Raw genomic sequence first — 24,238 nt, 5'->3', positions numbered from 1 at the left:
CGTCATTTTGCATACATTCGGAATTCAGCAGCAATGCATCCCACCCAGGTCTTGTTCCCAGGCACCCGACAACCGGTCTCGATACCGGTCTGCGATCATTACGCCGGCTCTGAAAAGCTGATGCGCAAGTCGATTGCCCTGCAACAAGAACTCGGCCCGATTTTTGATATCACGCTCGACTGCGAAGACGGCGCCAGCGCCGGCAACGAAGCCGCACACGCGCAACTGGTTGGCTCCTTGATCGCCGGCGATGACAATCGCTTTGGCCGCATCGGCGCCCGCGTGCATGACGTCACCAGCCCCTTTTTTGAACAAGATGTCGCGACGATCTGCGCCACCGCCGCCGTTGCGAATATCTCGCGACTGGCTTACCTGATGCTGCCCAAGGCGGACGGTCTGGCCGATGTTCAGCGCGCCATTGCCACTATTTCTCGTCACACCAGCGAAGCCGGCCGCCGTATGCCGCCGCTGCATGTACTGATCGAGACCCACGGCGCCCTGGAAGATGTGCACCAGATCGCCGCGCTGCCACAAGTTGAATCGCTGTCCTTTGGTGTGATGGACTTTGTATCTGCGCACTACGGTGCGATCCCGAGTACCGCGATGCGCTCGCCCGGCCAGTTCACGCACCCGCTGGTAGCGCGCGCCAAATTGGAAATTTCCGCGGCCTGCCACGCACACGGTAAAGTACCGTCGCACAACGTCACCACCGACATCAAAGATGCCGCCGTGGTTACGGGCGATGCCAGCCGCGCAGCACAAGAATTCGGCTATACCCGGATGTGGAGTATCCATCCGAATCAGATCAAAGCGATCGTGCAAACGCTCTCGCCAGCCGACGATGAAATCGGCGAAGCGGCACAAATCCTGCTTAAAGCCAGGGATGTGCAATGGGGGCCGATACAACACGACGGCACGTTGCATGATCGTGCGAGCTATCGCTATTACTGGAGCATTCTGCAGCGCGGCCACGCTGGCGGCGCTGCTTTACCCGCGGCAGTTGCACAGTGGTTTGCAGAAACCAGCACAGCAGCAACAACCGCACCGCTTTCAACCACCCTGCAACATTGAACATTAACGAAGATCAATTGACCCGCAAGATGAAAAAATACCTGACCGCCCTGACACTCGTAAGCGCCCTCTTCGCTGTCGGCATGCCACAAGCATTCGCCGAAACAGCACCGGCCACAACAAAAGCAAAAAAGACCGTCAAGAAGAAAGCGCCTGCCAAGGCAGCTGCCGCACCTGTTGAAAAAATGCCGCTTTCCTCCGACGCAGACGACGATGAAAACGAACCGGAAATCGGCGGCACCAAGTCGGCTGATTTCAATTGCGAAATGGGCAACAAGCTGACTATCTACAAGAACGACGATGACGACAAGCACATCGCCATTCGCTGGAACAAGCGCGTCAATCGCCTGACCCGCGTCGTGACCACCACCGGCGCCAACCGTTTTGAAAACCGCAAGGTCGGCCTCGTCTGGATCGGTATCCCTGCCAAGGGCATCCTGCTGGATTCCAAGAAGGGTCAGCAACTGGCCAACGAATGCAAGAACGTAGAACTGCCGACGGCTCAAGCGCCGGCAGCAGCGGCACCGAAGAGCTAAGCAGCAAACAGGTAACAAGATTCAGCACGAATTTATCAGTAGAGCAGTCCCGTATTTGCTGCGCAACTTGGCTTCACAGGTTTCGCAGCGCAAGCAAACACTTATACCATCCGTAATCTAAGGAGAAGAGGCCATGTCCCGCAACACATTGAACACCCTAAAGGAATTCAAGATTTCTGGTTCCAAGAAAGGCAAGTTCTACTCCCTGCCCGCCCTGGAAAAGAAACTCGGGATCAACATCTCCCGTCTGCCAGTGTCGATCCGTATCGTGCTGGAATCCGTCCTGCGTAACTGCGACGGTCAGAAAGTGACTGAAGAGCACGTCAAGCAATTGGCGAGCTGGGGCGCCAAAGCTGCCCGCGTTGACGAAATCCCGTTTGTGGTTGCACGCGTGGTGCTGCAAGACTTCACCGGTGTTCCACTGCTGGCCGACCTGGCCGCGATGCGTAACGTCGCCAACAAGCTGGGCAAGAACCCAAAGAACATCGAACCGCTGGTTCCAGTGGATCTGGTTGTCGATCACTCCGTGCAAATCGACCACTTCCGCGAAAAGAAAGCGCTGGACCTGAACATGAAGCTGGAATTCGAGCGCAATAACGAGCGCTACCAGTTCATGAAATGGGGCATGCAGGCATTCGACACCTTCGGCGTCGTGCCCCCAGGCTTCGGTATCGTTCACCAGGTGAACCTGGAATACCTGGCCCGCGGCGTGCACAACAAGACAGGCGTCTACTATCCGGACACCCTGGTCGGCACTGACTCGCACACCACCATGATCAATGGTATCGGCGTCGTCGGCTGGGGCGTGGGCGGCATCGAAGCGGAAGCCGGCATGCTGGGCCAACCGGTTTACTTCCTGACACCTGACGTTGTCGGCGTGCACCTGACCGGCGCGCTGCGCGAAGGTTGCACAGCAACCGATCTGGTGTTGACCATCACCGAACTGCTGCGCAAGACCAAGGTCGTGGGCAAGTTTGTCGAATTCTTCGGCGAAGGCACCAAGTCGCTGTCGCTGACCGACCGCGCCACCATCGCCAACATGGCGCCTGAATACGGCGCGACGATGGGCTTCTTCCCAGTTGATGAAGCAACTATCGACTACTTCAAGGGCACTGGCCGTACCAAGGCGGAAATCGACGCGTTCGAATCCTACTTCAAGGCACAAAACCTGTTCGGTATTCCAAAGGCAGGCGACATCGACTACACCAGCGAAGTGTCGCTGGATCTGGGCACCGTTGCACCGTCGCTGGCTGGTCCTAAGCGTCCGCAAGACCGTATCGAAATCGGCAACGTCAAGTCGACTTTCGCCGACCTGTTCGTCAAGCCGGTTGCTGAAAACGGCTTCAACAAGAAGATTGAAGATCTGCCAAAGGCATATACCAACGCCGACGGCGTCGATGTCAAGAACGGTGACGTGCTGATCGCTGCGATCACATCGTGCACCAACACATCGAACCCAAGCGTGCTGCTGGCAGCAGGCCTGCTGGCCAAGAAGGCTGTCGAAGCCGGCCTGAAGGTTGCTCCGCACATCAAGACTTCGCTGGCGCCTGGATCCCGCGTTGTGACCAAGTATCTGGAAGCAGCCGGCCTGTTGGGTTATCTGGAAAAACTGGGCTTTGGCGTAACCGCTTATGGTTGCACCACTTGCATCGGTAACGCCGGCGACCTGACACCAGCAATGAACGAAGCGATCGTCAAGAACGACATCGTAGCCTCCGCTGTGCTGTCCGGTAACCGTAACTTCGAAGCGCGTATTCACCCGAACATCCGCTCGAACTTCCTGGCGTCGCCTCCGCTGGTCGTGGCTTACGCCATCGCCGGTAACGTCAACGTCGACCTGATGACGCAACCAGTCGGCAAGGGCAAGGGCGGCAAGGAAATCTTCCTGGGTGACATCTGGCCGACTTCGCAAGAAATCGAAAAACTGTTGAAGTTTGCGATGAACGCGAAGGTCTTCAAAGAGAACTACGCTGACGTCAAGGGCGCACCAGGCAAGCTGTGGGAAGCCATCAAGGGCGTCGCCAAGGGCGAAGTCTACAACTGGCCGACATCGACTTACATCGCTGAACCACCATTCTTCGAAAACTTCACCGAAGTACCGACAGCAGCTGCAACCGGCATCTCCGGCGCACGCGCTCTGGGCGTATTCGGCGACTCGATCACTACCGACCATATCTCTCCGGCCGGTTCGATCAAGGACTCCAGCCCAGCCGGCAAGTGGCTGCAAGCCAACGGTGTGTTGAAGGCAGACTTCAACTCCTACGGCTCGCGTCGCGGTAACCACGAAATCATGATGCGCGGCACATTCGCCAACGTGCGTATCAAGAACCTGATGGTACCGGGCGTTGAAGGCGGCGTAACTGTTCACCAACCGACCGGCGAACAAATGGCGATCTATGATGCCGCCATGAAGTACGTCAACGACGGCGTGCCAACCATGGTGTTCGGCGGCGAAGAGTACGGTACAGGCTCCTCGCGTGACTGGGCTGCCAAGGGTACCCAATTGCTGGGCGTGAAGGCGGTGATCACTCGCTCCTTCGAACGTATCCACCGCTCGAACCTGGTCGGCATGGGCGTGTTGCCACTGCAATTCATCGGCAACGACAGTGTGCAGACTCTGGGCATCACAGGCGAAGAAACTTTCGACCTGAAGGGCCTGGAAGGCGAGATCAAGCCACAGCAAGAAGCCACTCTGGTGATCCATCGCAAGAATGGTGAAACCAAGGAAGTCAAACTACTGTTGCGCATCGATACACCGATCGAAGTTGACTACTACAAGCACGGCGGTATTCTGCCATTCGTGCTGCGTCAACTGCTGGCTGCTTAAGCACGCCAGTCGAAACGTCCGCACTGCGGGACGTGCAGCAAACAAAAACGCCGGTTTCGACCGGCGTTTTTTTATGGGGAAAGTGCCGTGTGAACACACGCCTTTGCGTTGATAAAAATGCATGCCTGAAGGCAATCCCCGAGGCGATGTCGAATCAACTACAATAGGTATTCCTACCATTTGATTGTCGATATTTCATCATGCGCCGCCCCGCCAAACGTTCCTCCTCCAGGTTGTCCGCTGAAAGTCAGCGCCTGGTCAATTCATCACAAGCGGTCGCCGGCTCCACCAGTCGCCTGGAAGAAAGAGCTTGGGAGCGATCCCTCGATCTGCTGCTGCACAAACAACTGAAAAGCGCGCATCAAGGCATGATCGATTCCGCGCTGGATCATCTGTTCAAATCCGATCTTGAAGCCTACGACGTGCTGGTTGAGGCCGTAGAAGCCAACAGCGAAGCGTGCGCGCTTGAATATGACGGCAAACTCTATAGCGTGCAATTGCTGGCGCTGCCGGTGTTGGCCTGGACGCGCTTCAGCATCGCCTCCGGCAACCTGCCGGCCGACGTTCGCAACGGCTTGTTCGCCCACTTGCACGCCCATGTTCTGGCAGACAACGCCCATCTGGCGCTGGCGCCGACCTTGTATGCGATCGAGCAGTTGCCACGCCATCATGCAGATGTATTTGCTCTCGCCCAACGCATGGGACAGGCAGCGCTCAAACAAAGTCAGCCGCAACTCGCTCTGGAACAAACACCGACCGCGCCCTTCCTCGCTGACACACGCTACATGATCGCTGCAGTAGCGGTACCGACTGGTGCACCGCTGTTTCGCTGGCAAATGGATGAACACGCCTCGGTCATCCACGAAAAAGAGGCTGCCCTCAAAGCGTGGACGACTCAAGCGACCCCGCTGCTGACGCGCTTCCTCCCTGGTTGCAATGTAGAGTTGCTGCTTCCACAGCCGTATTACTTTGCTTGCCGTGAGGCAGACAAGCGCATCCGCCCCGCCGCCATCCGAGCGGCCGATCATTACCTGACGCAAACGCTGGGCGTCGCCTCGTCGGAGCTGCACGCCAACATCGGTAGCTTCTGCGAGAACATCAACGGCCAAATCGATGAATATCGCATTGGATTCAATCTGGCCGACGATGACGGCATCGTCTACGGCATTGTGTGGCCGTTGTACGAGCAGGAGGACGGAGATGAAGTGCGCGACCTATCCGAGCCAGAGAGCGCCAAAACGCCGATAGAAGAGATTCTGGAGGTTTTGCGCGAGTGCGGTATTGTCCACATCAAGCTGCATGCGGAACGCTATACGATGGAGTTCTGCGATGATTGCGGCACGCCGCTATTCCCGGCGCCGGATGGCGATCTGGTGCACGCGGAAATGCCGGAAGACGTACCGGCATCGACGGAACACTTCCACTAAGCTCAATCCACGCAGACATCTGCGATCGGTTTCACCACCACGCTTCGATCGGCATACATCGTCCATGCCGGTCGAGGTCTGGGGGCAAAGAACCAGCTTCTCACGCAATGCTCATGTCATGAGCAGCTTTAGTCATGGTTACGTTATCCCACACAAAAGAAAAAAGCACACGCCGCAGAGCCATGCGGCGTGTGCCTTTGTCCGGAGCTGTATTAGCTGTTGCTTATGCTGCCAGCTTTTCGATCAGGCCCATATCGGCGCTGGACATCAGCTTGTCGATATCAACCAGGATCAGCATGCGCTCATCCAGTGTACCCAGACCGATCAGGTAGTCGGAGTCAAACGTGGTACCCATTTCAGGCGCCGGCTTGATTTGTTCTGGCGACAAGGTGATCACGTCCGAAACGCTGTCCACAACCATACCGACCACGCGACCGGAGATGTTCAGGATAATCACGACGGTGAATTGATCGTATGTCGGTTCGCCCAGCTGGAACTTGATGCGCATGTCGACGATAGGAACAATGATGCCGCGCAGATTGACGACACCCTTGATGAAGTCAGGCGAGTTCGCGATACGGGTCACGGCTTCGTAACCGCGGATTTCCTGGACTTTCAGGATATCGATACCGTACTCTTCCTTGCCCAAGGTAAAGGCGAGGAATTCATTTCCCGTGCTGTCGGCTTTTTCGCCAAAGCCGGAAATAGTTTTCGACATGTTGTCTGACATGATAAATGGCCCTTATAAAAAATCAGGAAAATACGGATTCATCGCTTAACTGCCTTGTTGATCGCAGTAAAGCGGCAACATCTATGATTAAGGCAACGCCGCCGTCACCCAGAATAGTAGCACCAGAAATCCCTGCAACCTTACGATAATTGGATTCCAGGTTCTTGACAACAATTTGCTGCTGGCCAATCAAATCATCGACGAATAATGCAGCTTTCTTGCCATCTGATTCCAAAATAACCACCAATCCCTGCGAAGGGTCGGTAAAAGTCGATTCGATATTGAAGATCTGATACAGCGGCAACAAGGGCAGATATTCACCGCGAACCTTGATAACCTTGCCCTGGCCGCTGATTTCCTTGACGTCCTGGGTTGCCGGCTGCAACGACTCAACCACGTATCCAAGCGGCAATATGTAGATTTCATGGCCGATGCGAATCGACATGCCATCCAGAATCGCCAGCGTGAGCGGCAAGGAAATGGAAATAGTCGTACCAAAACCCTTGCTGGAGCGAATATCGACTGCGCCACCCATGGCCAGAATATTACGTTTGACCACGTCCATGCCCACACCACGGCCGGATACGTCAGTCACTTGCTCGGCAGTGGAGAAACCCGGCTCAAAAATCAACTGCCAGACATCGCTATCGCTCAGATTGTCCGAGACGCCCATGCCTTGCTGCTTGGCCTTGGCCAGAATCCGCTCGCGGTTCAATCCACCGCCGTCATCAGTCACTTCGATAATGATATTGCCGCCTTGATGCTCAGCCGAAAGCGATAAAGTACCGTAATCGGTCTTGCCGGCCGCAAGGCGTGTTTCGGGAATTTCAATCCCGTGGTCAATACTATTGCGCACCAGATGGGTCAGCGGATCGACGATACGTTCAATCAGTCCCTTATCCAGCTCGGTCGCAGCGCCGTGAGTAACAAACTCAACGCGCTTGTTGAGCTTGGCAGCAAGATCACGCACCATGCGCGGAAAACGTGAGAACACGTAGTCCATCGGCATCATGCGTATCGACATGACCGACTCTTGCAGGTCACGAGTGTTACGTGTGAGTTGGCTGACGCTGTTCAGCAAATGTTCATGCAGCATCGGATCCAGACTGCCGGTACGCTGCTCGATCATCGCCTGTGTGATAACCAGCTCACCGACAAGATTGATCAGTTGATCCACCTTTTCGATGCCGACACGAATCGAAGACGATTCGTGAACCGGCGGCTTTTCTCCCTTGGCTTTCTTTTCGCCGGCATGTTCAGTCACCGCCAACGCAGGAGGTTCGTCGTGATCACCATGTGCAGCGGTTTCTGCCGCCTGCTTGGCTTGCTCGACGTCACCTTTCGGCACAAAAGGCTCGAAGAAACCATAGCCACGCTCTTTGTCAGTCGCGTTCACCGGCACGAAGGGGGCAAAGAAACCATAGCCGCGCTCTTCATCGGTAGCATCCTGCGGCACGAATGGGGCAAAGAACCCATAACCCTGCTCTTCTTCTTTCGAACGCGCAGCAACAGCCTGAGAAATCTTCAGGTCGTCGGCATTGACAAGGAAGGAGCAAATTTCATGAATGCTGTCGGCGCCTTTAATCGTATCCAGCATGAAGACACAGCGCCCTTCTTCTGCCTCGGTCTTTTCAATAGTTCCGAGAAGACCCAGCTCTTGCTGCAACGCCTCGAGCTCACGCTCGGCAAGCTGCGGCAATTCAATACGATAACGACTCAGGCCGCCAGAGCCAACGAGTGCTTGTGGCGCAGCCGTCTTTTTACTGGCGCCCGCGGACAACGATTGCAGCAGCATACGAACATCGGCAACAGCATCCAGATCGACGGTCGCACCATGGCGATGTCCATCAAGCATGGATTTCAGAATATCCTTTGCCGCCAAAAATGCATCGACATGCTGACTGGTCAATGCCATCTGCCCTTGGCGAATACGGTCCAGCAAAGATTCGAGTACGTGCGTTATTTCGGTAATGTCGGTCAGGCCAAACGTAGCTGATCCGCCCTTGATCGAATGGGCCGCACGAAAGATCGCGTTCAGATCTTCGTCGTCGGGATCCGACACATTAACGGCCAGCAGAAGCTTTTCCATTTCGGCAAGGCCTTCCTCGGCCTCGTCGAAAAACACCTGGAAAAACTGGCTCATATCAATGGTCATGATTGGGCTCCGTCATAGATGCTTTAGGTGTATTTTTTATCGTTAATTATTGACACTAGCCGATGACTTTTTTAACCACTTCTGTCAAACGCTGCGGATCGAAAGGCTTTACCAGCCAGCCATTGGCGCCGGCGGCCTTACCTTTGGCCTTCATTTCATCGCTGAACTCTGTCGTCAGCATGAGGATAGGTACGCGTTGATAGCTGGTCAGTGCGCGCAAGGAGCGAATCAGCGTCAGACCATCCATGCGCGGCATGTTCTGATCGGTCAACACCAGATCGAACGTCTGCAGCTTCGCTTTGTCCAGCGCATCTTGCCCGTCTACCGCTTCGGTAACCTGATAGCCGGCTGCCTTCAGGCTGAACACCACCATCTGGCGCAGTGAGCCCGAGTCGTCTACCGCAAGAATTGTTTTAGACATTTTTACTCCCTGTTCTTTGTTTGCGGGTCTGAGTTTGCCCAACTCATTATGCCGCATCCATTATCAAAAATTACTATCACACGTGTAAATTCAGCTTACTGCTCAGATCATCGATCAAGCTTGCTGAACATGCATATTGAGGCGGCGTTGAATTAAAACAATTCGATATCGCCGCTCTCCATCCGTGTTTGCCGTACTGTTTTCCACAAGCCGTTTTCGAGCGCTGTCAGACGCTCTTCCATCGACTCGACCGTGTTTTTCAGCAGGCCTTCCAACTCCTCAATCGACTGAGAACTGTCTGGAGTGATTTCAAAACTGTTGGCGCTCAACACGCCCAACGCATCACGCAAACCAATCACACGGCGCACGATCCGCTCCAGCAATTGGCTTGTCATATCCTGGAATTGCAGACCCGTAACTGCTGCATTGACATGCACGGTGATCTCGTCCTGCATCACCTTGAGGCGGCCGACATCGTCAGCAGACAAAGTGCCCTTGCCGGCCATGACGACTTCGAGTTCTTTTTGTTGCGCAAGTACGGCGGTATGCAATTCCATGAAGCTGGATCCCAGCTTCTCGATGGCTTCTCCGAGAAGGATGTTGGTTTGCACCAGATCCGTCTCGACTTCCGTCAATTGCCTGCTTCCGCCGCTTGCCGTATCGAGCAACAAACGCTTGAGTTCTTGCCGCATTTTAGGTGTCGACATGCAAAGCCCTCCTTTTCAATTGGGCCTGGTGTTTAAAGTCCAGTTAATTCTTGGCAGGCTGTTCGCTGAGACCATCTTTCACGTCCGAATCGGACGTTACATCCAGAGATGACGACCCACCGTTTTGCACCAACTCTTCAGCCTTCTTGTTCATGACGATGATGCTGATGCGACGGTTGATCGGATTGAAAGGATCTTCCTTATCCAAAAGCACCGCTGACGACAACCCAACCACGCGCAGTACCTTGGATTCATCCATGCCACCGGAAATCAGCTCGCGGCGCGATGCATTCGCGCGGTCGGCGGACAATTCCCAGTTGCTGTATCCCTTTTCACCGCTGGAATAGGGCGTGGCATCGGTATGCCCGGAGAGACTGATTTTGTTAGGCACGTCATTTAGCGTTTTGCCGATCTCGCGCAGGATTTCACGCGTGTACGGTTGCAATTGCGCACTGGCCAAGGCAAACATCGGACGGTTCTTTTCATCCACGATCTGGATGCGCAAACCCTCTGAGGTAATGTCGATTAGCAGTTGATTCTTGAATTGCTTCAGTGTCGGGCTGCTGTCGATGGCGGTTTCGATGCGTTTCTTCAATTCATCGAGACGCTGGCGCTCAGCTTTTTCGAGTTCGGCCTGCGCTGCGCGTACGCTTCGCTTGTTGACGACTTCATTTTCACCCTTGCGTAATTGGCCTTCCTGGCGCGTCAGATCTTTACCGCCGCCGGGCAACACCGTATTGGCGTCGCCGCTGCCGGAGCCACCGGCCATAGCTACTTTGAGAGGAGTCTTGAAATATTCGGCGATACCATTGAGGTCGCCCTTGGCGGTTGAGCCAAGCAGCCACATCAGCAGAAAGAACGCCATCATCGCCGTCACGAAGTCGGCGTAGGCGATCTTCCAGGCGCCGCCGTGATGACCGCCGCCGCCTTTCTTGATGCGTTTAACAATAATGGGACGTAGCCCTTCGTCGGCCATGCCTTACTCCTGCTGATTACGGGTCATGTCGGATTACTTGCCTTTTGCCTGTTTGACGTGCTCTTCCAACTCGAGGAAGGAAGGACGTTCTGTCGAGAACAGGACCTTACGACCGAATTCGATCGACAAGGCAGGAGCATACCCATTCAGGCTGGCGAGCAAAGTCACTTTGACGCATTGATAGATCTTGGTCGACTCATGGAGCTTTTGCTCCAGCAAGCTCGACAAGGGACCCACAAAGCCGTATGCAAGCAGAATACCGAGGAAGGTACCGACCAACGCATGCGCAATCAGCATACCCAGTTCGGATGGCGGGATACCCACCGATTCCATCGTGTGCACCACGCCCATCACCGCCGCCACGATACCGAACGCCGGCATACCGTCGCCGAGCTTGGCAATACAATGTGCGGGAATTTCGCCTTCGTGATGATGGGTCTCGATTTCGTTGTCCATCAGATTTTCGATCTGAAACGCATCCATGTTCCCCGACACCATCAACCGCAGATAGTCGGTCATGAACTCGATCAGATGATGATCTGCCAGAACGCCCGGATATTTACTGAAAATCGGACTGGCTTCCGGTTCTTCGATATCGCCTTCGATTGACATCAAGCCTTCTTTACGGGACTTGGTCAGAATTTCGAACATCAGCGACATCAGCTCCATGTACAGAGCTTTGGTGTAAGTCGACCCCTTGAAGACCGTTGGCAGCGCCTTGAGCGTTGCCTTGATGGCTTTGTTGTTGTTACCGACAAGAAAAGCACCACCCGCCGCGCCGCCGATCATCAGCAGTTCGATTGGTTGAAAGAGTGCCCCTAGATGCCCCCCGGCCATTGCAAATCCGCCGAAGACGGACGCCATGACGATCACATATCCAATTATGACTAACAAGTGCCTACTCCCGTCCCAGTGGCGTTCAGTGTTTTTTACCTGCTATCAGGTTACATGCAATCTTCTCAAGCAAATGATGGAATACATGACCGAAAGAGGGCTTTCATTTTCAATTACGACACCAAAGATAAAAACTTGATAACGTGAGTTGAATGTAACACAGCTCTTTTTTGTTTCACATATGCCAACCATATAAAACCGGGCCGTTTTGCTTCGGCTGTACGGTGATAGTCGGCTTGGCTCCCTCGATGATGAATTCATAGCTCAGCAACAACGTGCCCGAGCGCATTTCCACCCTCGCTTTATTCCATAACGCAGTCATTGCGGCAGGCGACAGATACGCAAAAATTACGTCGTAGTCTGCAAAATCCAGCAAGGTGTAGTCACCGCGGATAAAACTGCCGCGACTGCCCGTCAACAAGGCCCGTACGTGACTGACCAGCCAAGGCAAAGGCGCCAGTTCAATTCCGACAAAGCGGCTGTCATACCTGACACGGGATAAATACAATACCGCCCCACCCAAACCGCTGCCGATATCGATGACCTTGAGAGGTCGATCTGCCGGCAATAACTCAGCCACCGCATCCCACACCGGACGTCCGGACGGATAGAACGGTACCTGGCTACGAAAGGTCGACCAGAACAACAACAACAGGAACAGGAAAATAGCCAGGAAGAGCACTGGCGGCAACTGCAGTGAATTGACCAGTACCGCAGCAGGTGGAAAAAAGAAGAGAATCGGCATCCACCAGGACGCCATGCGACGGGCGTAGGCAATACCAGCCGCCAACGCACCGTGCAAAACAGCAAAAGGAATGGGAGTAACGTCAACGCCGAAGGTGTGCTCACTGACCTGCCGGATCAGCAGCGCCAACACCAAGGCTGCGCATAAAACGATTAAAGCTTGTACAGCGGGCGCCTGCAGCAGAGATCTGCGCTGCCCCGACTCCATATCGGCCTCCAAGCCCTCACATTAAAGCCGACTATTTTACGACGATAAAACCGGAATTCAGACTCAGGCGAGCGCAGCCACCATCGGCAGTGCTTCAACCATCGGAGCAGCAATCGCAATCGCGTCCTTGGCCTTCTTTGTCTTGCCTGCACGCGAAGGCATATGGCACAGCCCGCACAGATAATCCTGATGCAAATCCAGACGATGCACAACGAAATGACCGCCGCATTTGCTGCAAGGCGTTGTCGTCAGCATCTTGCTTTCAAAAAAGCGCACCAGTGTCCAGGCACGTGTCAGCGACAACACGGATTCATCGCCTTCAGCAACTTGACCAGCCTGCTCAAGATAGAGCTTATAGGCCTTCATGACTGCTTCGATACCGGAAATCTTGGCGTACCCGACAAGGTACTTATGAATATTGATGAACAACGAGGAATGAATGTTCGGCTGCCAGGTGATGAACCAGTCCGTCGAAAAAGGCAGCATCCCCTTTGGCGGCGATACACCCTTCAACTCTTTGTAGAGTTTGAGGAGACGCTCACGCGACAAGGAGGTTTCAGACTCCAGCAATTGAAGACGCGCACCAAGATTGATCAGCTCAATCGCCAATTGAATCTCTTGCGCCTCTGTTATCACGCTCTTCTTAGCCATGAACAACCCCCGATATTTTTTTCACTACAACCTGATCAACCTACTAACTCGACTTCGAACAATCAACGCCGAGCCACTCTCCCGGGTTGACCACACAACCCCAACATACCACGAAGAATGCGAATTGCGTCAGGAAATTTGTTCGACTGGCTGACAAGCCATGAGAATGGCGGCGTGAGATTGCGCCAGCCCTTTATCTTTGTTGTAGTTGGTCAGCATACCGAGGATCGCGCCGTCGTCGAAACGAAAGCGGGTCAACATCATGTTGGTGCCCGCGAGCTTGAGGATTTGAGCATTACTCAAGCCTTGGATCATATCGGCGATTTCATCGCTGATACCAAGACGGAATATGGCTGTAGCCTTGTCAGAACGAATCATTTGCTGAGCCAACATCAAATAACTCAGATTTGCATCCCGAATTTCCGCCATCATGTCATTGGTATTCATTTGCACCCCCGCTCAAAATCAATTTACAACCGGTTACTTTTTCTTACCGGTAAGGCTGATTCTGAGGGGGCGGGGAAAGGCGGGAAATTAGTGATTGTCGGTATTTTTCGTCGGTAACGACCTACGTGACAAGTAGGACTTTGTCCTACAAAAACACTGCAAAAATTTTCATAAAATCAAGAATTTTTTCCAAAGCCTATGCTGGCATTAGCTCTTAGCTTGATCGGCACCGTGACCGCAAAAAAAATTTCCGCAAAGAAATTAGAGTAAAAATTGAATTTATACTAATATTTTTTACATTTAAAAATCGGCGCGTTTTCCTACTTTGTTGTCCGCAAGCGACTACAAGAACCGCGAATAACACTCCATGTAACAGGCTTGTAACAAGAAACGCGCGAAGAATATCCGAATTTTACAATTTATTACGGATTCCTGAGGCTTCGCAGCTTTCGGTAAAGCTACAAATTGCCGACTTTTCAACCAATCGCGCTCGCACCGGCAACTTCAGATGACTACGCAGCCATCTTATTCAGGCTTTGCTCGATATCTGCAATCAGATCTTCGACGGTTTCCAGACCAACATTAAAACGAACCAGTCCCCCCTGCTCTGCCCAGGTTTTGCGCATGGTCTGCATGCGATACGGAACACATAAGCTATGCGCGCCACCCCAGCTGAAGCCGATCTTGAACAGGCGCAGGCCATCGACGAAACGGTCAATCTGCTCTTCGCTGAAGCGCGGGTCGAACGTCACAGAAAATAAGCCCCCCGCTCCAGAGAAATCTCGCAACCAGATATCGTGGCCCGGACAATCCGGCAACGCGGGATGCAAGACCTTGCTAATTTCAGGACGCTGTTTAAGCCAGCTTGCGATACGGCGCGCGGCGGCATCATGAGCATCGAAGCGTAGGCGCATCGAGGAGAGACTGCGCAAGACCATATAGACGTCATCCATACCGACGCCAAAACCGATCCGCATGTGCGCCAGCTCGATCTTGTGATTAATATCGTCATCATTCGTGATGACCGCTCCCATGAGCACGTCGGAGCCGCCCGACTGATACTTGGTCAGTGCTTGCATCACGATATCCACACCGTGCTCAAAGGCTGGGAATGCCAGACCGGCCGACCAGGTATTGTCCAACGCTACCGGCACCCCCTTGGCATGCGCGGCCTTGCAAATCGCAGGCACGTCGGAAACCTCCATGGATACTGAGCCTGGTGCTTCCGTCCAGATCAAACGAGTATTGTCTTGAATCAGATCAGTAATGCCGGCGCCGATGAGTGGATCGTAAAAACGCGCCGTCACGCCGAAGTCGCGTTCCAGCCACATCGCCTGATCCTTGTTGGGACCATAGACGTTATCCGGCAGCAGAACGTCATCGCCGGTTTTAAGGAGTGCAAAATTCACCAGTGAGATTGCCGCGAGGCCGCTCGGTGCAATCCGGCAGTGGCGACCACCTTCGATCTCAGCCAATCGCGCTTCCAGCGTGAATGTCGTTGGCGTGCCATGCAGGCCGTAGGTGTAGCCGCTTTTCTCTTTCCAGTTACGCGCGCGCATTGCGGCGACATTCGGAAAAAGTACGGTCGATGCATGATGGATACCGACCGGCAGTGCGCCAAAATTTTCGGGGGGAACGTAAGCGCTGTGCACCAGCGCTGTCTGCGGAGAGAGTTTTTCTGCCACGAATTACCTCAGTTGCCTCGGGTTGCTTTTTTTGACTGTTTTTAATTTCTTGAGATCGAACAGGGATCGTACAAGATTTATTGCACGCCGGTCTTCAGGGAAAACGGTTTGGTAACCGATCCATCCAGTGTTGACCAGGTTCCGCTCAAGACACCATTCTTGAAATTACCTTCCCATTGGCCCGAAACGTCTTTGCCGTTATGGGATTCTTCCATCATCAAATCGTTCTGATCGACTTCGCCGGCCAACAGGATCTGTGATCCCTGTCCAAAGATGAAGTACTGCCCTTCCAGTCCATCCTCATCCACCTTGGGACGCAGGCTGAGTTGAATCTTGTCGTCACCCAGGGTACCGCGCAGCACGATCGGCTTGCGGACGATATCCTCCAAGCTTCCAGGCACGACCGCCATGGTTGCGCCGCCCGACTGTTGCGCATCGGACGATGCGGTGGAAATCAGTAACACCAACGGCAACAATAACTTCAGCACACCAACCTTCATTGCGCCGCCGCCCACAAATCGTGCGCATCGGCAGCGGTCACTACCACGTCGACAAACTCGCCGACGACCAGCTTCTTGTGCGGCTCGAAGGGCGGCTTGACGTACACAACGCCATCGATTTCCGGCGCATCGGCATAAGAACGGCCAACGCCGCCATTGCGGTCAACTTCATCGATCAGCACGCGCAAAGTCTTTCCGACCTTGGCTTGCAGGCGCTTCTTGGAAATTTCTTCCTGCAATTGCATGACACGCCCGCGGCGTTCTTCGCGTACTTCTTCCGGCACCGGATTATCGAGCAAATTAGCCGTTGCGCCCTCTACTGGAGAATAGGCAAAGCAACCAAGACGATCGATTTCCGCTTCTTTCAGGAAATCGAGCAGATACTCGAATTCCTCTTCCGTTTCACCAGGGAAACCGGCGATGAAGGTCGAGCGAATCGTCAGATCCGGGCACATCTTGCGCCAGGCCTGGATGCGCTCGATATTCTTTTCGCCGCTGGCCGGGCGCTTCATGCGCTTGAGCACATCGGGATGCGCGTGCTGCAGAGGGACATCAAGATAAGGCAACACATGACCTTGAGCCATGAACGGAATGATCTGGTCAACGTGCGGATAGGGATAAACGTAGTGCAAGCGAACCCATGCGCCATATTGGCGCGCCAGTTCGCCGAGTGCCTCGACCAGCTGCGTCATGTGCGTCTTGACCGGCTTGCCGTTCCAGAAACCCATGCGGAACTTCACATCGACGCCATAAGCGCTGGTGTCTTGGGAAATGACGAGCAATTCCTTCACGCCTGCTTTGAACAGGTTTTCAGCTTCCAGCATGATGTCAGCAATCGGACGCGACACCAGATCGCCGCGCATGGACGGGATGATGCAGAAACTGCAGCGATGATTGCAGCCTTCGGAAATCTTGAGATAGGCAAAATGCTTCGGCGTCAGCTTGACGCCTTGGGCCGGAACCAGATCGATGAAAGGAGCATGCGGCTTGGGCAGATGCTTGTGTACCGCCTGCATGACTTCACCGACGGCATGAGGGCCGGTGACTTCCAGCACCTTAGGGTGAATCTTCTGGATCAGATCATCGCCATGGCCATCCTTCTTGGCGCCCAGGCAACCGGTCACGATGACCCTGCCGTTTTCGCTCAATGCTTCGCCGATGGCGTCGAGAGACTCCTGAACTGCGGCATCGATAAAGCCACAGGTATTGACGATGACCAGATCCGCGCCATCATAGGACTTGGCGGTATCGTAGCCTTCGGCACGCAATTGCGTCAGGATTTGTTCGGAGTCCACGAGGGCTTTGGGGCAGCCGAGCGAAACGAAGCCGACCTTGGGGGCAACCGGGGGTACGACGGAAGAAACATTGGACATGATAGACGGGCGTAAAAGCTGGATTCAGACGAAGCCGCTATTGTACCCTTGGATAGGCAGACCGGCCGTAAAACGGCCCGTCCACCTTGACAGAATGTCTACTTCTTGCCCGGATCAGTCGGGACAAAGGGGAATGTGCCAAACATGTTTTTAGTCTGGCTTTGCATTTGCTCCTGCATCTGGATGAACAGGCTCTTGCTCTGTTCGATGTAGTTGCTCATCATCCCTTGCATCATCGGGCCCTGCACATTCATGAACTGGGTCCACATTTCAGGGCTGAAAGGCTTGCCTTCATAAAAACCCTTGGAGTTTTCCGCCAACTTGTTCTGAATGTCGATAAAAGCCTGGATATTCTTCTCCAGATACGATCCCATCATCCCTTGCATGGCATGGCCATAGTAACGAATGATCTGGGACAGCGCGGCGCTGGAGAACATCGGCGCACCGTGCGACTCCTCTTCCAGTATGATTTGCAGCAAGATGCTGCGCGTCAGATCGTCCCCGTTCTTGGCATCAACGACCGCGAATTCTTCGTTGTCGAGAACCAATTGCTTCACGTCGGTCAAGGTAATGTAAGAACTTGTTTGAGTATCGTACAGGCGGCGATTAGGGTATTTTTTAATTAAACGCTCTGCAGAGTTTTTTGCACTTGTCATCTGAAATTCCAGTCTGTTTTCAGCTATTAAACGGGATCGTATTATTGTATTGATGTCGACCCGTCGGCGTATCGCATTATAGGCGGGAAACCACGTATGCATACAAGTACGAAGTACGCAGTTTCCCTTAAACCTGCCCACGATCTTACTGCGAGGCCATGAGCCGATGCCGGGAGGTGCTCGGAATCCTCATGTACTCAAGTACATTCCGGTTCCTGCGCTCCGACCACCGCCGGCTCATGACCTCTCGCTACAGATCGTGGACAGGTTTTGTCCCCAACAAGAACAGCGAATCAGGCGACCCGCCGTCCGGACAAACTTAACCCATGTGCAAACCGCCGTTCAGCGAAAAATCAGAACCGGTGGCGTAGCCACCTTCCTGCGATGCAATCCAGGCAACAATCGAAGCGATTTCTTCCGGCTCAGCCAGGCGTTTGACCGGAATGCCCGCCACGATTTTTTCAAGAACTTCAGGACGGATGGCTCGCACCATGTCGGTACCGACATAGCCTGGCGACACGGTATTGACCGTCACGCCCTTGGTCGCGACTTCCTGCGCCAACGCCATGGTAAAACCATGAATACCGGCTTTGGCCGTCGAATAGTTGGTCTGACCGAACTGGCCCTTTTGCCCATTGACGGAAGAAATGTTGATGATACGACCCCAACCGCGATCGACCATGCCTTCGATGACCTGCTTGGTCACGTTAAAGAGCGAGTTCAGGTTCGTGTCGATGACGGCGTCCCAGTCGGACTTGCTCATCTTGCGAAACTGGCCGTCACGCGTGATGCCGGCGTTGTTGACCAAAATGTCGACTTCACCGATTTCGGCGCGGACTTTTTCAAAAGCTGCTTTGGTCGATTCCCAATCGGCGACGTTGCCTTCCGATGCGTGGATGTCAAAACCTTGTTCACGCATGGAGGCCAGCCATTTGTCCTTGCGGGTCGAGTTGGGGCCGCAACCGGCCACCACTGTATAGCCGTCTTTGCACAGACGTGCACAAATTGGGCTACCGATACCACCCATGCCGCCTGTCACATATGCAATTCGCTTAACCATGTCCTGCCTCCTAATTTGTGTCGGGTGGATAACTTCGGAGGATGACGACATCTGCTATTTCGCGTTTTCTCTTGCTTCGCTCATGCAGCTGTCTTTATGAAACCGCATCCTCTTTATTGTTGAACTTTCAGGGTCTTTCATTCTGATCTGACTTTGACGTACCTCCCTGGAGCCGGTTCAATCACTTTGTGTTTCGCATTGCCTGCGTTTTTCGGTGCTGCAATTTGCTTGCCAGCATGCTTGGCGAGGAAGGTCGACCATTCCGTCCACCAACTTCCCGGATGTTCTTTGGCGCCGGCGAACCATGCGTCAGGATCGGCGCCGATCTTGTCGTTAGTCCAGTAGCTGCGCTTGTTCTTTGACGGTGGATTGATTACGCCGGCGATATGACCGGACGCACCCAGCACGAAACGGTTGTTGGCGGGCTTTTTTGAATTCAGGATCGCCGTCGACGCGTAAGCCGAGGCCCACGGCACAATATGATCTTCGCGCGATGCGTAAATGAACGATGGCACGTTGAGCTTGTAGAGGTCAATCTTCTCGCCGGCGATGGTCAACTTGCCCGGATCCTTGAGCGCGTTTTCCAGATACATGTGGCGCAGGTAGTAGCAGAACATCGGGCCGGGCAGATTGGTGCTGTCGGCATTCCAGTACAACAGATCGAAGGCCTGCGGCGTCTCACCTTTGAGGTAATTCGACTCGACGTAATTCCAGAGCAAATCGTTGGGACGGAGACTGGAAAAGGCCGTCGCGAAATCACGCCCGGACATCAGTCCGCTCTTCCCTATCATTTGTTCGCGCATCTGAATCTGGACGTCGTCGATATACACGTCGATCGCTCCGGTATCCAGAAAATTGAGAAATGCCGTCAGCAAAGTCAGACTTGCGACCGGCTCTTCTCCACGCGCAGCAAGCACTGCCAACGCGCAAGAAAGGATAGTGCCGCCAACGCAGAAACCCAGCGCATTGATCTGGTCTTGTCCAGAAATTTCCTGAACCACATGAATCGCGCGCACGACGGCATCGTCGACGTATTGATCCCACGTGGTCGTTTCCAGCGTGGCATCCGCATTGCGCCAGGAAACGAGAAAGACGGTGTTGCCCTGCTCCACCGCATATCGTACCAGCGAGTTTTGCGGTTGCAGATCAAGGATATAAAACTTGTTGATGCAAGGCGGTACGATCAACAGCGGACGCGCATGCACCGTTTTGGTCAGAGGCTTGTATTGGATGAGCTGAAACAGCGCATTCTCAAACACCACCGAACCTTCAGTCGTCGCCACATCCTTGCCAACTTCGAACGCGGTTTCATCCGTTTGCGAGACCCGGCCTTTTTGCAGATCGGTAAAAAGCTGCGCAATCCCGCGTGTCAGACTTTCGCCATTGGTATCAAGGATCTTTTGCTGGGCCTCCGGATTGGTCGCAAGGAAGTTCGCCGGCGACAGCGCATCGATCATTTGCTGCACTGCAAAACGAAGCTTCTGTTTGACCTTGTCCGTCGACTGCACAGCATCAACCAACGACGTCAGAAAGCGCGCGTTGAGTTGATAAGCTGCAGCCTGAAATGCGAAAAACGGATTGGATTGCCAAGCCGGCGCGGACATGCGCCGGTCAGAAATGGAAGGTACTTTAGAGCTCATCACCGTCTGCCATAACCCGGCAAACTGATCAGCATAATCCTGCTGTAAGCGAAGTACGTCGGCGGGATCAAGCGTGGCGCCCAGTTCGGTCAGCTTTGACTGGATCGACTGCGTATCGAGCGGCGCAGCTGGCATCGGCCACGACTGCCATACCTTGGAATCAGACAACTGATTTAGCCACGCTGAAAAGACGGGAGGGACATTCTGCGCATTTTGCGCGTTATGCTTATTCATGCTCGCTTCTACAATTTTCGCGTATTGTTACGGTTTGTCGCTCAGGCCAGAAACCACAATGTATATCGTCGCAATCGCTTGGTTATATGTCGTCTTCATGATGTCGATCACCGAACAGTCCGCCATTGCTGGAATCGGGACGTTTTTCCTGTACGGCGTATTTCCTTTGACAATTGTTTTATACCTGATGGGTACACCGCAACGCAAGCGGAATCGTCAAATGAAGGAAAAATTGAAAGCCTCGCAAGACGCAAGACAGGGGCCGATCGGCGAGTCGATTGCCGAAAACAAAAGCGAGTCCTGAATCGCAAAATCCCCTCTCTGGCGATGTCATCAATGGGTTGCGAGAATTACATGGCGGCGAGAAGCCGCCAATAGAAGAGTTTCGAAATTTCTGCGCAACGTTTGCTCTTGTGATTATTTGCGCTTATCAGCCTATTCACTAAGGTGTCCACTTCAGTAGCGCCCGCGTTCATCTGAGTAGTTGGGACGCTCATCTTTCTGAACAGGTTTCGAGGCAACCAAAAAACTTTGTTTGCAGTGCTTCATCTATTTTCATATGGCGCCAGGTTGGCACGATATAGATCAGCGAAATCGCCAGATAGCTTCCGCAGAATTCTGCCGCAAGCGCGCCTACTATCTGTTCACCCTTTCTGGCGTAAATCCGTATTCCCTCCTCCTGTTCTTCGATATCAAACTCCACATCATTTTGCAGGGATGCCTGCGCCATAGTCATACCCAAAGTCACAGCCAAAAATGAGATGTGAGATGCAAACCCAGAAGCAACAAACCAACAAAGAAACAGCGGCGAAACAGCACAGCCGAAATTTTCCCTCTCAGCCACTGGCCGATGAACATGCCGCCCAAGGCCGGCACCAAAGCCATCAGTGAAACTGCTGCGTCCGTCATTTGCAGCGCACCGCCTTGAGCCAGGCCCGCAGCCATGGCAATGGTCGACACGGTAAATGACAAGCCGAGCGCCTGGATCAACTCATCCTTCTCCAGATGCAATGCCTGCAGATAGGGTACTGCCGGGATGACAAAAACCGCTGTCGCCGCTGTGACCAATCCGGTTGCCAGACCGATGACTGGAGACAGCCATTTTTCCGTACTCGCAGGCACGGAAAACTTGACCGCCGCCAATCCCAATATTGCATAGACAATCAGCGCCGCACCCAAGGCGGCCGTCGCCTGTCCGCTATTGTCACCGGAAATCCAGCGCGTTCCCAGCAAAGTCCCGACGACGATACCGATGAGCATCAACCAGAGCCGGCGCAGCAACCAGACAAAGCGCCCGCCCGCCAACAACTGCCAGACATTGGTGACCAGCGACGGCACGATCAGCAACGCCGCCGCCTGTACCGGCGGCATGAACAAGCCCAGCAGGCCGACCGCAACTGTCGGAAGACCCAGACCGACGACACCTTTGACAAAGCCAGCCAATAAGAAAATGGCCGTGACTGCCGACAACAGCATGAGGTGTGCGGCATCAAAAGACAGGGTTGTTTGCATTGCGCCTCCGTTAGATAGCCGTAGTCTGCCAGCTATCGTCACCACCGAAAATCTGGAATACACTGAGTCAGCCTTCGGCTGTGCCGGAGGCTGATTGCCCTAATGATTTTTATACGGATAGCGAACCCGATGAGCACTCGCCTCGACCTGAACGATCTGCGTCTTTTTTTGCATGTCGCCGAAACCGGCAGCATCACCGCAGGCGCCGGGCGGTCACATCTTGCATTGGCGTCAGCAAGCGCCCGCGTTCGGGGGATGGAAGATGCACTCGGCGTTGCGCTTCTGACGCGTGACCGACGCGGTGTCCAATTGACCGATGCCGGCCGCGCGTTACAGCATCACGCACGTTGCGTACTCCAGCAAATGGACAAGATGCGCGATGAGCTCAGCGAATACGCGCATGGCCTCAAAGGCCACATTCGCCTTCTGGGCAACACGGCTGCCATTAGCGAATTTTTGCCCGAAACACTGGGTACCTTCCTTGCGCAAAACCCTTACATTGATATCGATCTGGAAGAGCGCCTCAGTCATGAAATCGTACAAGCGATCATTGATGGCATTGCTGATATCGGCATCGTTGCCGACTCGGTGGATACGGGGCATTTGCAAACGATGCCGTTTCGCGAAGATAACCTGATGGTTGTGATGCCGCGCAAGCATGCTCTGGCCCGCAGAAAACAACTGCCATTCGCTGAAATCGTGGAGGAAAATTTTGTCGGATTAAGCGGCGGTAGCGCCTTGCAAGAGCATCTTTCCGGACATGCGATCCGCACCGGAAAACGGTTGCAATACCGCGTACGCCTGCGCAGCTTTGATGGCATCTGCCGCATGGTAGAGCGTGAGGTCGGGATTGGCGTTCTTCCCGCCACGGCGGCATTGCGCTGTCAGAAGACGATGGCAATCAAGTGCATCCCGCTCAGCGATGCCTGGGCCAAGCGTCAATTATTGATTTGCGTCAGAAATGAAGCGGAACTGCCGGGCCACACCCGGCAATTGCTGGAACAATTGCAGCGACAAACATAAGCCTGAGCAATTATCGAAGCCAGATCAGCGAGGCCATCCGCCCCGTCACTTTGTCACGGCGATACGAATAAAACCGCGTGTCGCTAACTGTACAAAAACCACCGCCAGACACGCGTGTGACGCCTGCCTGCCCCAGTCGCAACCGGGCTAGCTGATAAATATCGGCAAGGAATTTCCCTTCACGGCCCGCAATCGCGACAAAGGCGCTGCGACTGACCGCGTCATGCGAGACAAAAGCATCAACGACGTCTTGTCCCACTTCAAATTTTTCCGGACCAATGGCCGGACCAAGCCAGGCCAGGATTTCTGCAGCGCCACGTTGACGCATAGCGCCCACCGTACGCTCCAGCACGCCTGAGGCCAAACCACGCCAGCCTGCGTGAGCAGAGCCGACGACCTTACCGGCCACATCGCAGAACAATACGGGCAAACAGTCGGCCGTCATCATCGCGCAAACGACGCCAGCCTGCGTTGCCACACAGGCATCTGCCTCCGGTGCGCCATGAACGTCGGCCGCATCGGCGACATTCACGCCATGCACTTGCGTCAGCCAAGCCGGCTCCGACGGCAAAATACTGCGCAGCAAACGGCGATTATGAGCAACACGGTCTGGGTCATCCTGAACGTGTACGCCCAGATTCAGTCCGCCACCGCCCTGCCCGTCATCATACGGCCCCAGACTTGCGCCGCCCTGGCGCAAGGTAGTCAGCGCGCCGACATTGTCAGGCCGATCGCTCCAGTCCGGAATCAGCAGCTCCATA

The 24,238-nt window shown here is 54.2% G+C and carries 24 protein-coding genes and 1 other RNA gene; 7 read left to right on the top strand and 18 right to left on the bottom strand.

The genetic code is table 11. The features are described 5' to 3' along the window. Positions 1-33: 33 nt before the first annotated feature. From PQR63_RS04060 to PQR63_RS04045, 4 genes are all read left to right on the top strand, one after another. Positions 34-1,071 carry an HpcH/HpaI aldolase/citrate lyase family protein gene (locus PQR63_RS04060; protein WP_408165849.1) on the top strand — a complete coding sequence of 346 codons (1,038 nt, stop codon included), beginning with the start codon at positions 34-36 and terminating at the stop codon, positions 1,069-1,071. A gap of 29 nt (positions 1,072-1,100) precedes the next feature. After that, on the top strand, positions 1,101-1,607 hold the full coding sequence (locus PQR63_RS04055; protein ID WP_408165847.1) for a hypothetical protein: 507 nt from the start codon (positions 1,101-1,103) through the stop codon (positions 1,605-1,607). Between the two features lie 133 nt (positions 1,608-1,740). Continuing rightward, on the top strand, positions 1,741-4,434 hold the full coding sequence (acnA, locus tag PQR63_RS04050) for an aconitate hydratase AcnA (RefSeq protein ID WP_408165845.1): 2,694 nt from the start codon (positions 1,741-1,743) through the stop codon (positions 4,432-4,434). 200 nt (positions 4,435-4,634) lie between these two features. After that, on the top strand, positions 4,635-5,861 hold the full coding sequence (locus PQR63_RS04045) for a DUF2863 family protein (protein ID WP_408165843.1): 1,227 nt from the start codon (positions 4,635-4,637) through the stop codon (positions 5,859-5,861). A 223-nt stretch (positions 5,862-6,084) separates the two neighbouring features. Here PQR63_RS04045 and PQR63_RS04040 read toward each other — a convergent pair whose 3' ends face one another. From PQR63_RS04040 to phaR, 13 genes are all read right to left on the bottom strand, one after another. Next, a complete protein-coding gene (locus tag PQR63_RS04040; protein WP_369828864.1) occupies positions 6,085-6,579 on the bottom strand; it encodes a chemotaxis protein CheW in 495 nt (164 codons plus the stop codon). Between the two features lie 34 nt (positions 6,580-6,613). Continuing rightward, positions 6,614-8,746 (bottom strand): chemotaxis protein CheA, encoded by a 2,133-nt coding sequence (gene cheA / locus PQR63_RS04035; RefSeq protein ID WP_408165841.1) that lies wholly within the window; start codon positions 8,744-8,746, stop codon positions 6,614-6,616. A 55-nt stretch (positions 8,747-8,801) separates the two neighbouring features. Next, the gene (locus tag PQR63_RS04030; protein WP_007876463.1) at positions 8,802-9,167 is read right to left on the bottom strand and encodes a response regulator; all 366 of its coding nucleotides are present in this window, start codon (positions 9,165-9,167) and stop codon (positions 8,802-8,804) included. A gap of 152 nt (positions 9,168-9,319) precedes the next feature. After that, positions 9,320-9,874, bottom strand: coding sequence for a chemotaxis protein (locus PQR63_RS04025; protein ID WP_408165839.1), 555 nt, complete (start codon positions 9,872-9,874; stop codon positions 9,320-9,322). Positions 9,875-9,917: 43 nt separating this feature from the next. Continuing rightward, positions 9,918-10,850 (bottom strand): flagellar motor protein MotB, encoded by a 933-nt coding sequence (gene motB / locus PQR63_RS04020; protein ID WP_408165837.1) that lies wholly within the window; start codon positions 10,848-10,850, stop codon positions 9,918-9,920. Positions 10,851-10,883: 33 nt separating this feature from the next. Beyond that, positions 10,884-11,744 carry a flagellar motor stator protein MotA gene (gene motA, locus PQR63_RS04015; protein ID WP_094563378.1) on the bottom strand — a complete coding sequence of 287 codons (861 nt, stop codon included), beginning with the start codon at positions 11,742-11,744 and terminating at the stop codon, positions 10,884-10,886. Between the two features lie 175 nt (positions 11,745-11,919). Further along, positions 11,920-12,696, bottom strand: coding sequence for a class I SAM-dependent methyltransferase (locus PQR63_RS04010; RefSeq protein WP_408165835.1), 777 nt, complete (start codon positions 12,694-12,696; stop codon positions 11,920-11,922). A gap of 63 nt (positions 12,697-12,759) precedes the next feature. Beyond that, positions 12,760-13,347: a flagellar transcriptional regulator FlhC gene (gene flhC / locus PQR63_RS04005; protein WP_408165834.1), complete on the bottom strand. Its 588-nt coding sequence runs from the start codon at positions 13,345-13,347 to the stop codon at positions 12,760-12,762. A 129-nt stretch (positions 13,348-13,476) separates the two neighbouring features. Beyond that, on the bottom strand, positions 13,477-13,794 hold the full coding sequence (gene flhD, locus PQR63_RS04000) for a flagellar transcriptional regulator FlhD (RefSeq protein WP_007876449.1): 318 nt from the start codon (positions 13,792-13,794) through the stop codon (positions 13,477-13,479). A gap of 512 nt (positions 13,795-14,306) precedes the next feature. Then, positions 14,307-15,479, bottom strand: coding sequence for a cystathionine beta-lyase (locus tag PQR63_RS03995; RefSeq protein ID WP_408165831.1), 1,173 nt, complete (start codon positions 15,477-15,479; stop codon positions 14,307-14,309). 77 nt (positions 15,480-15,556) lie between these two features. Next, positions 15,557-15,967, bottom strand: a complete 411-nt coding sequence (locus PQR63_RS03990) for a hypothetical protein (protein ID WP_408165829.1) — start codon at positions 15,965-15,967, stop codon at positions 15,557-15,559. Positions 15,968-15,975: 8 nt separating this feature from the next. Then, positions 15,976-17,352, bottom strand: coding sequence for a 30S ribosomal protein S12 methylthiotransferase RimO (gene rimO / locus PQR63_RS03985; RefSeq protein ID WP_408165827.1), 1,377 nt, complete (start codon positions 17,350-17,352; stop codon positions 15,976-15,978). Positions 17,353-17,450: 98 nt separating this feature from the next. Beyond that, positions 17,451-18,008 carry a polyhydroxyalkanoate synthesis repressor PhaR gene (phaR, locus tag PQR63_RS03980; protein ID WP_007876444.1) on the bottom strand — a complete coding sequence of 186 codons (558 nt, stop codon included), beginning with the start codon at positions 18,006-18,008 and terminating at the stop codon, positions 17,451-17,453. A gap of 191 nt (positions 18,009-18,199) precedes the next feature. Between phaR and PQR63_RS03975 the strand changes: the two genes are divergently transcribed. Then, positions 18,200-18,274, top strand: a non-coding RNA gene (locus PQR63_RS03975) — sX9 sRNA. Between the two features lie 53 nt (positions 18,275-18,327). Here PQR63_RS03975 and PQR63_RS03970 read toward each other — a convergent pair. Both PQR63_RS03970 and phaC read right to left on the bottom strand, forming a co-directional pair. Continuing rightward, the gene (locus tag PQR63_RS03970; protein ID WP_408165825.1) at positions 18,328-19,068 is read right to left on the bottom strand and encodes a 3-ketoacyl-ACP reductase; all 741 of its coding nucleotides are present in this window, start codon (positions 19,066-19,068) and stop codon (positions 18,328-18,330) included. Positions 19,069-19,205: 137 nt separating this feature from the next. Next, positions 19,206-20,942 carry a class I poly(R)-hydroxyalkanoic acid synthase gene (gene phaC, locus PQR63_RS03965; RefSeq protein ID WP_408165823.1) on the bottom strand — a complete coding sequence of 579 codons (1,737 nt, stop codon included), beginning with the start codon at positions 20,940-20,942 and terminating at the stop codon, positions 19,206-19,208. A gap of 58 nt (positions 20,943-21,000) precedes the next feature. On the opposite strand from phaC, the gene PQR63_RS03960 reads away from it, so the two are divergent. After that, on the top strand, positions 21,001-21,246 hold the full coding sequence (locus PQR63_RS03960; protein ID WP_094563370.1) for a hypothetical protein: 246 nt from the start codon (positions 21,001-21,003) through the stop codon (positions 21,244-21,246). Between the two features lie 189 nt (positions 21,247-21,435). On the opposite strand, the gene PQR63_RS03955 is transcribed toward PQR63_RS03960, so the two are convergent. Together PQR63_RS03955 and PQR63_RS03950 are read right to left on the bottom strand one after the other, a co-directional pair. Continuing rightward, the gene (locus PQR63_RS03955) at positions 21,436-21,672 is read right to left on the bottom strand and encodes a hypothetical protein (RefSeq protein ID WP_408165821.1); all 237 of its coding nucleotides are present in this window, start codon (positions 21,670-21,672) and stop codon (positions 21,436-21,438) included. 14 nt (positions 21,673-21,686) lie between these two features. Beyond that, the gene (locus tag PQR63_RS03950; protein ID WP_408165819.1) at positions 21,687-22,454 is read right to left on the bottom strand and encodes a sulfite exporter TauE/SafE family protein; all 768 of its coding nucleotides are present in this window, start codon (positions 22,452-22,454) and stop codon (positions 21,687-21,689) included. A gap of 129 nt (positions 22,455-22,583) precedes the next feature. Between PQR63_RS03950 and PQR63_RS03945 the strand changes: the two genes are divergently transcribed. After that, positions 22,584-23,477, top strand: coding sequence for a LysR family transcriptional regulator (locus tag PQR63_RS03945; RefSeq protein ID WP_408165817.1), 894 nt, complete (start codon positions 22,584-22,586; stop codon positions 23,475-23,477). A 10-nt stretch (positions 23,478-23,487) separates the two neighbouring features. On the opposite strand, the gene pgeF is transcribed toward PQR63_RS03945, so the two are convergent. Continuing rightward, positions 23,488-24,237 (bottom strand): peptidoglycan editing factor PgeF, encoded by a 750-nt coding sequence (gene pgeF, locus PQR63_RS03940; RefSeq protein ID WP_408165815.1) that lies wholly within the window; start codon positions 24,235-24,237, stop codon positions 23,488-23,490. Position 24,238 lies beyond the last annotated feature (1 nt).

Origin of the sequence: Herbaspirillum rhizosphaerae (assembly GCF_046025915.1) — a bacterium.
Classification (GTDB): domain Bacteria; phylum Pseudomonadota; class Gammaproteobacteria; order Burkholderiales; family Burkholderiaceae_D; genus Herbaspirillum; species Herbaspirillum rhizosphaerae_A.
This window is presented reverse-complemented; position numbering and strand designations above follow the sequence as displayed.

Bases quoted from the DNA above. Each gene is read 5' to 3' on its own strand.
- PQR63_RS04025 (WP_408165839.1), bottom strand. From the start codon at position 9,874: ATGTCGACACCTAAAATGCGGCAAGAACTCAAGCGTTTGTTGCTCGAT.
- PQR63_RS03970 (WP_408165825.1), bottom strand. From the start codon at position 19,068: ATGGTTAAGCGAATTGCATATGTGACAGGCGGCATGGGTGGTATCGGT.
- flhC (WP_408165834.1), bottom strand. From the start codon at position 13,347: ATGGCTAAGAAGAGCGTGATAACAGAGGCGCAAGAGATTCAATTGGCG.
- phaR (WP_007876444.1), bottom strand. From the start codon at position 18,008: ATGACAAGTGCAAAAAACTCTGCAGAGCGTTTAATTAAAAAATACCCT.
- PQR63_RS03950 (WP_408165819.1), bottom strand. From the start codon at position 22,454: ATGCAAACAACCCTGTCTTTTGATGCCGCACACCTCATGCTGTTGTCG.
- PQR63_RS04055 (WP_408165847.1), top strand. From the start codon at position 1,101: ATGAAAAAATACCTGACCGCCCTGACACTCGTAAGCGCCCTCTTCGCT.
- PQR63_RS04030 (WP_007876463.1), bottom strand. From the start codon at position 9,167: ATGTCTAAAACAATTCTTGCGGTAGACGACTCGGGCTCACTGCGCCAG.
- PQR63_RS03945 (WP_408165817.1), top strand. From the start codon at position 22,584: ATGAGCACTCGCCTCGACCTGAACGATCTGCGTCTTTTTTTGCATGTC.
- cheA (WP_408165841.1), bottom strand. From the start codon at position 8,746: ATGACCATTGATATGAGCCAGTTTTTCCAGGTGTTTTTCGACGAGGCC.
- motB (WP_408165837.1), bottom strand. From the start codon at position 10,850: ATGGCCGACGAAGGGCTACGTCCCATTATTGTTAAACGCATCAAGAAA.
- phaC (WP_408165823.1), bottom strand. From the start codon at position 20,942: ATGAATAAGCATAACGCGCAAAATGCGCAGAATGTCCCTCCCGTCTTT.
- rimO (WP_408165827.1), bottom strand. From the start codon at position 17,352: ATGTCCAATGTTTCTTCCGTCGTACCCCCGGTTGCCCCCAAGGTCGGC.
- pgeF (WP_408165815.1), bottom strand. From the start codon at position 24,237: ATGGAGCTGCTGATTCCGGACTGGAGCGATCGGCCTGACAATGTCGGC.
- PQR63_RS04040 (WP_369828864.1), bottom strand. From the start codon at position 6,579: ATGTCGAAAACTATTTCCGGCTTTGGCGAAAAAGCCGACAGCACGGGA.
- PQR63_RS04045 (WP_408165843.1), top strand. From the start codon at position 4,635: ATGCGCCGCCCCGCCAAACGTTCCTCCTCCAGGTTGTCCGCTGAAAGT.
- flhD (WP_007876449.1), bottom strand. From the start codon at position 13,794: ATGAATACCAATGACATGATGGCGGAAATTCGGGATGCAAATCTGAGT.
- PQR63_RS03955 (WP_408165821.1), bottom strand. From the start codon at position 21,672: ATGGCGCAGGCATCCCTGCAAAATGATGTGGAGTTTGATATCGAAGAA.
- PQR63_RS03960 (WP_094563370.1), top strand. From the start codon at position 21,001: ATGTATATCGTCGCAATCGCTTGGTTATATGTCGTCTTCATGATGTCG.
- acnA (WP_408165845.1), top strand. From the start codon at position 1,741: ATGTCCCGCAACACATTGAACACCCTAAAGGAATTCAAGATTTCTGGT.
- PQR63_RS04010 (WP_408165835.1), bottom strand. From the start codon at position 12,696: ATGGAGTCGGGGCAGCGCAGATCTCTGCTGCAGGCGCCCGCTGTACAA.
- PQR63_RS04060 (WP_408165849.1), top strand. From the start codon at position 34: ATGCATCCCACCCAGGTCTTGTTCCCAGGCACCCGACAACCGGTCTCG.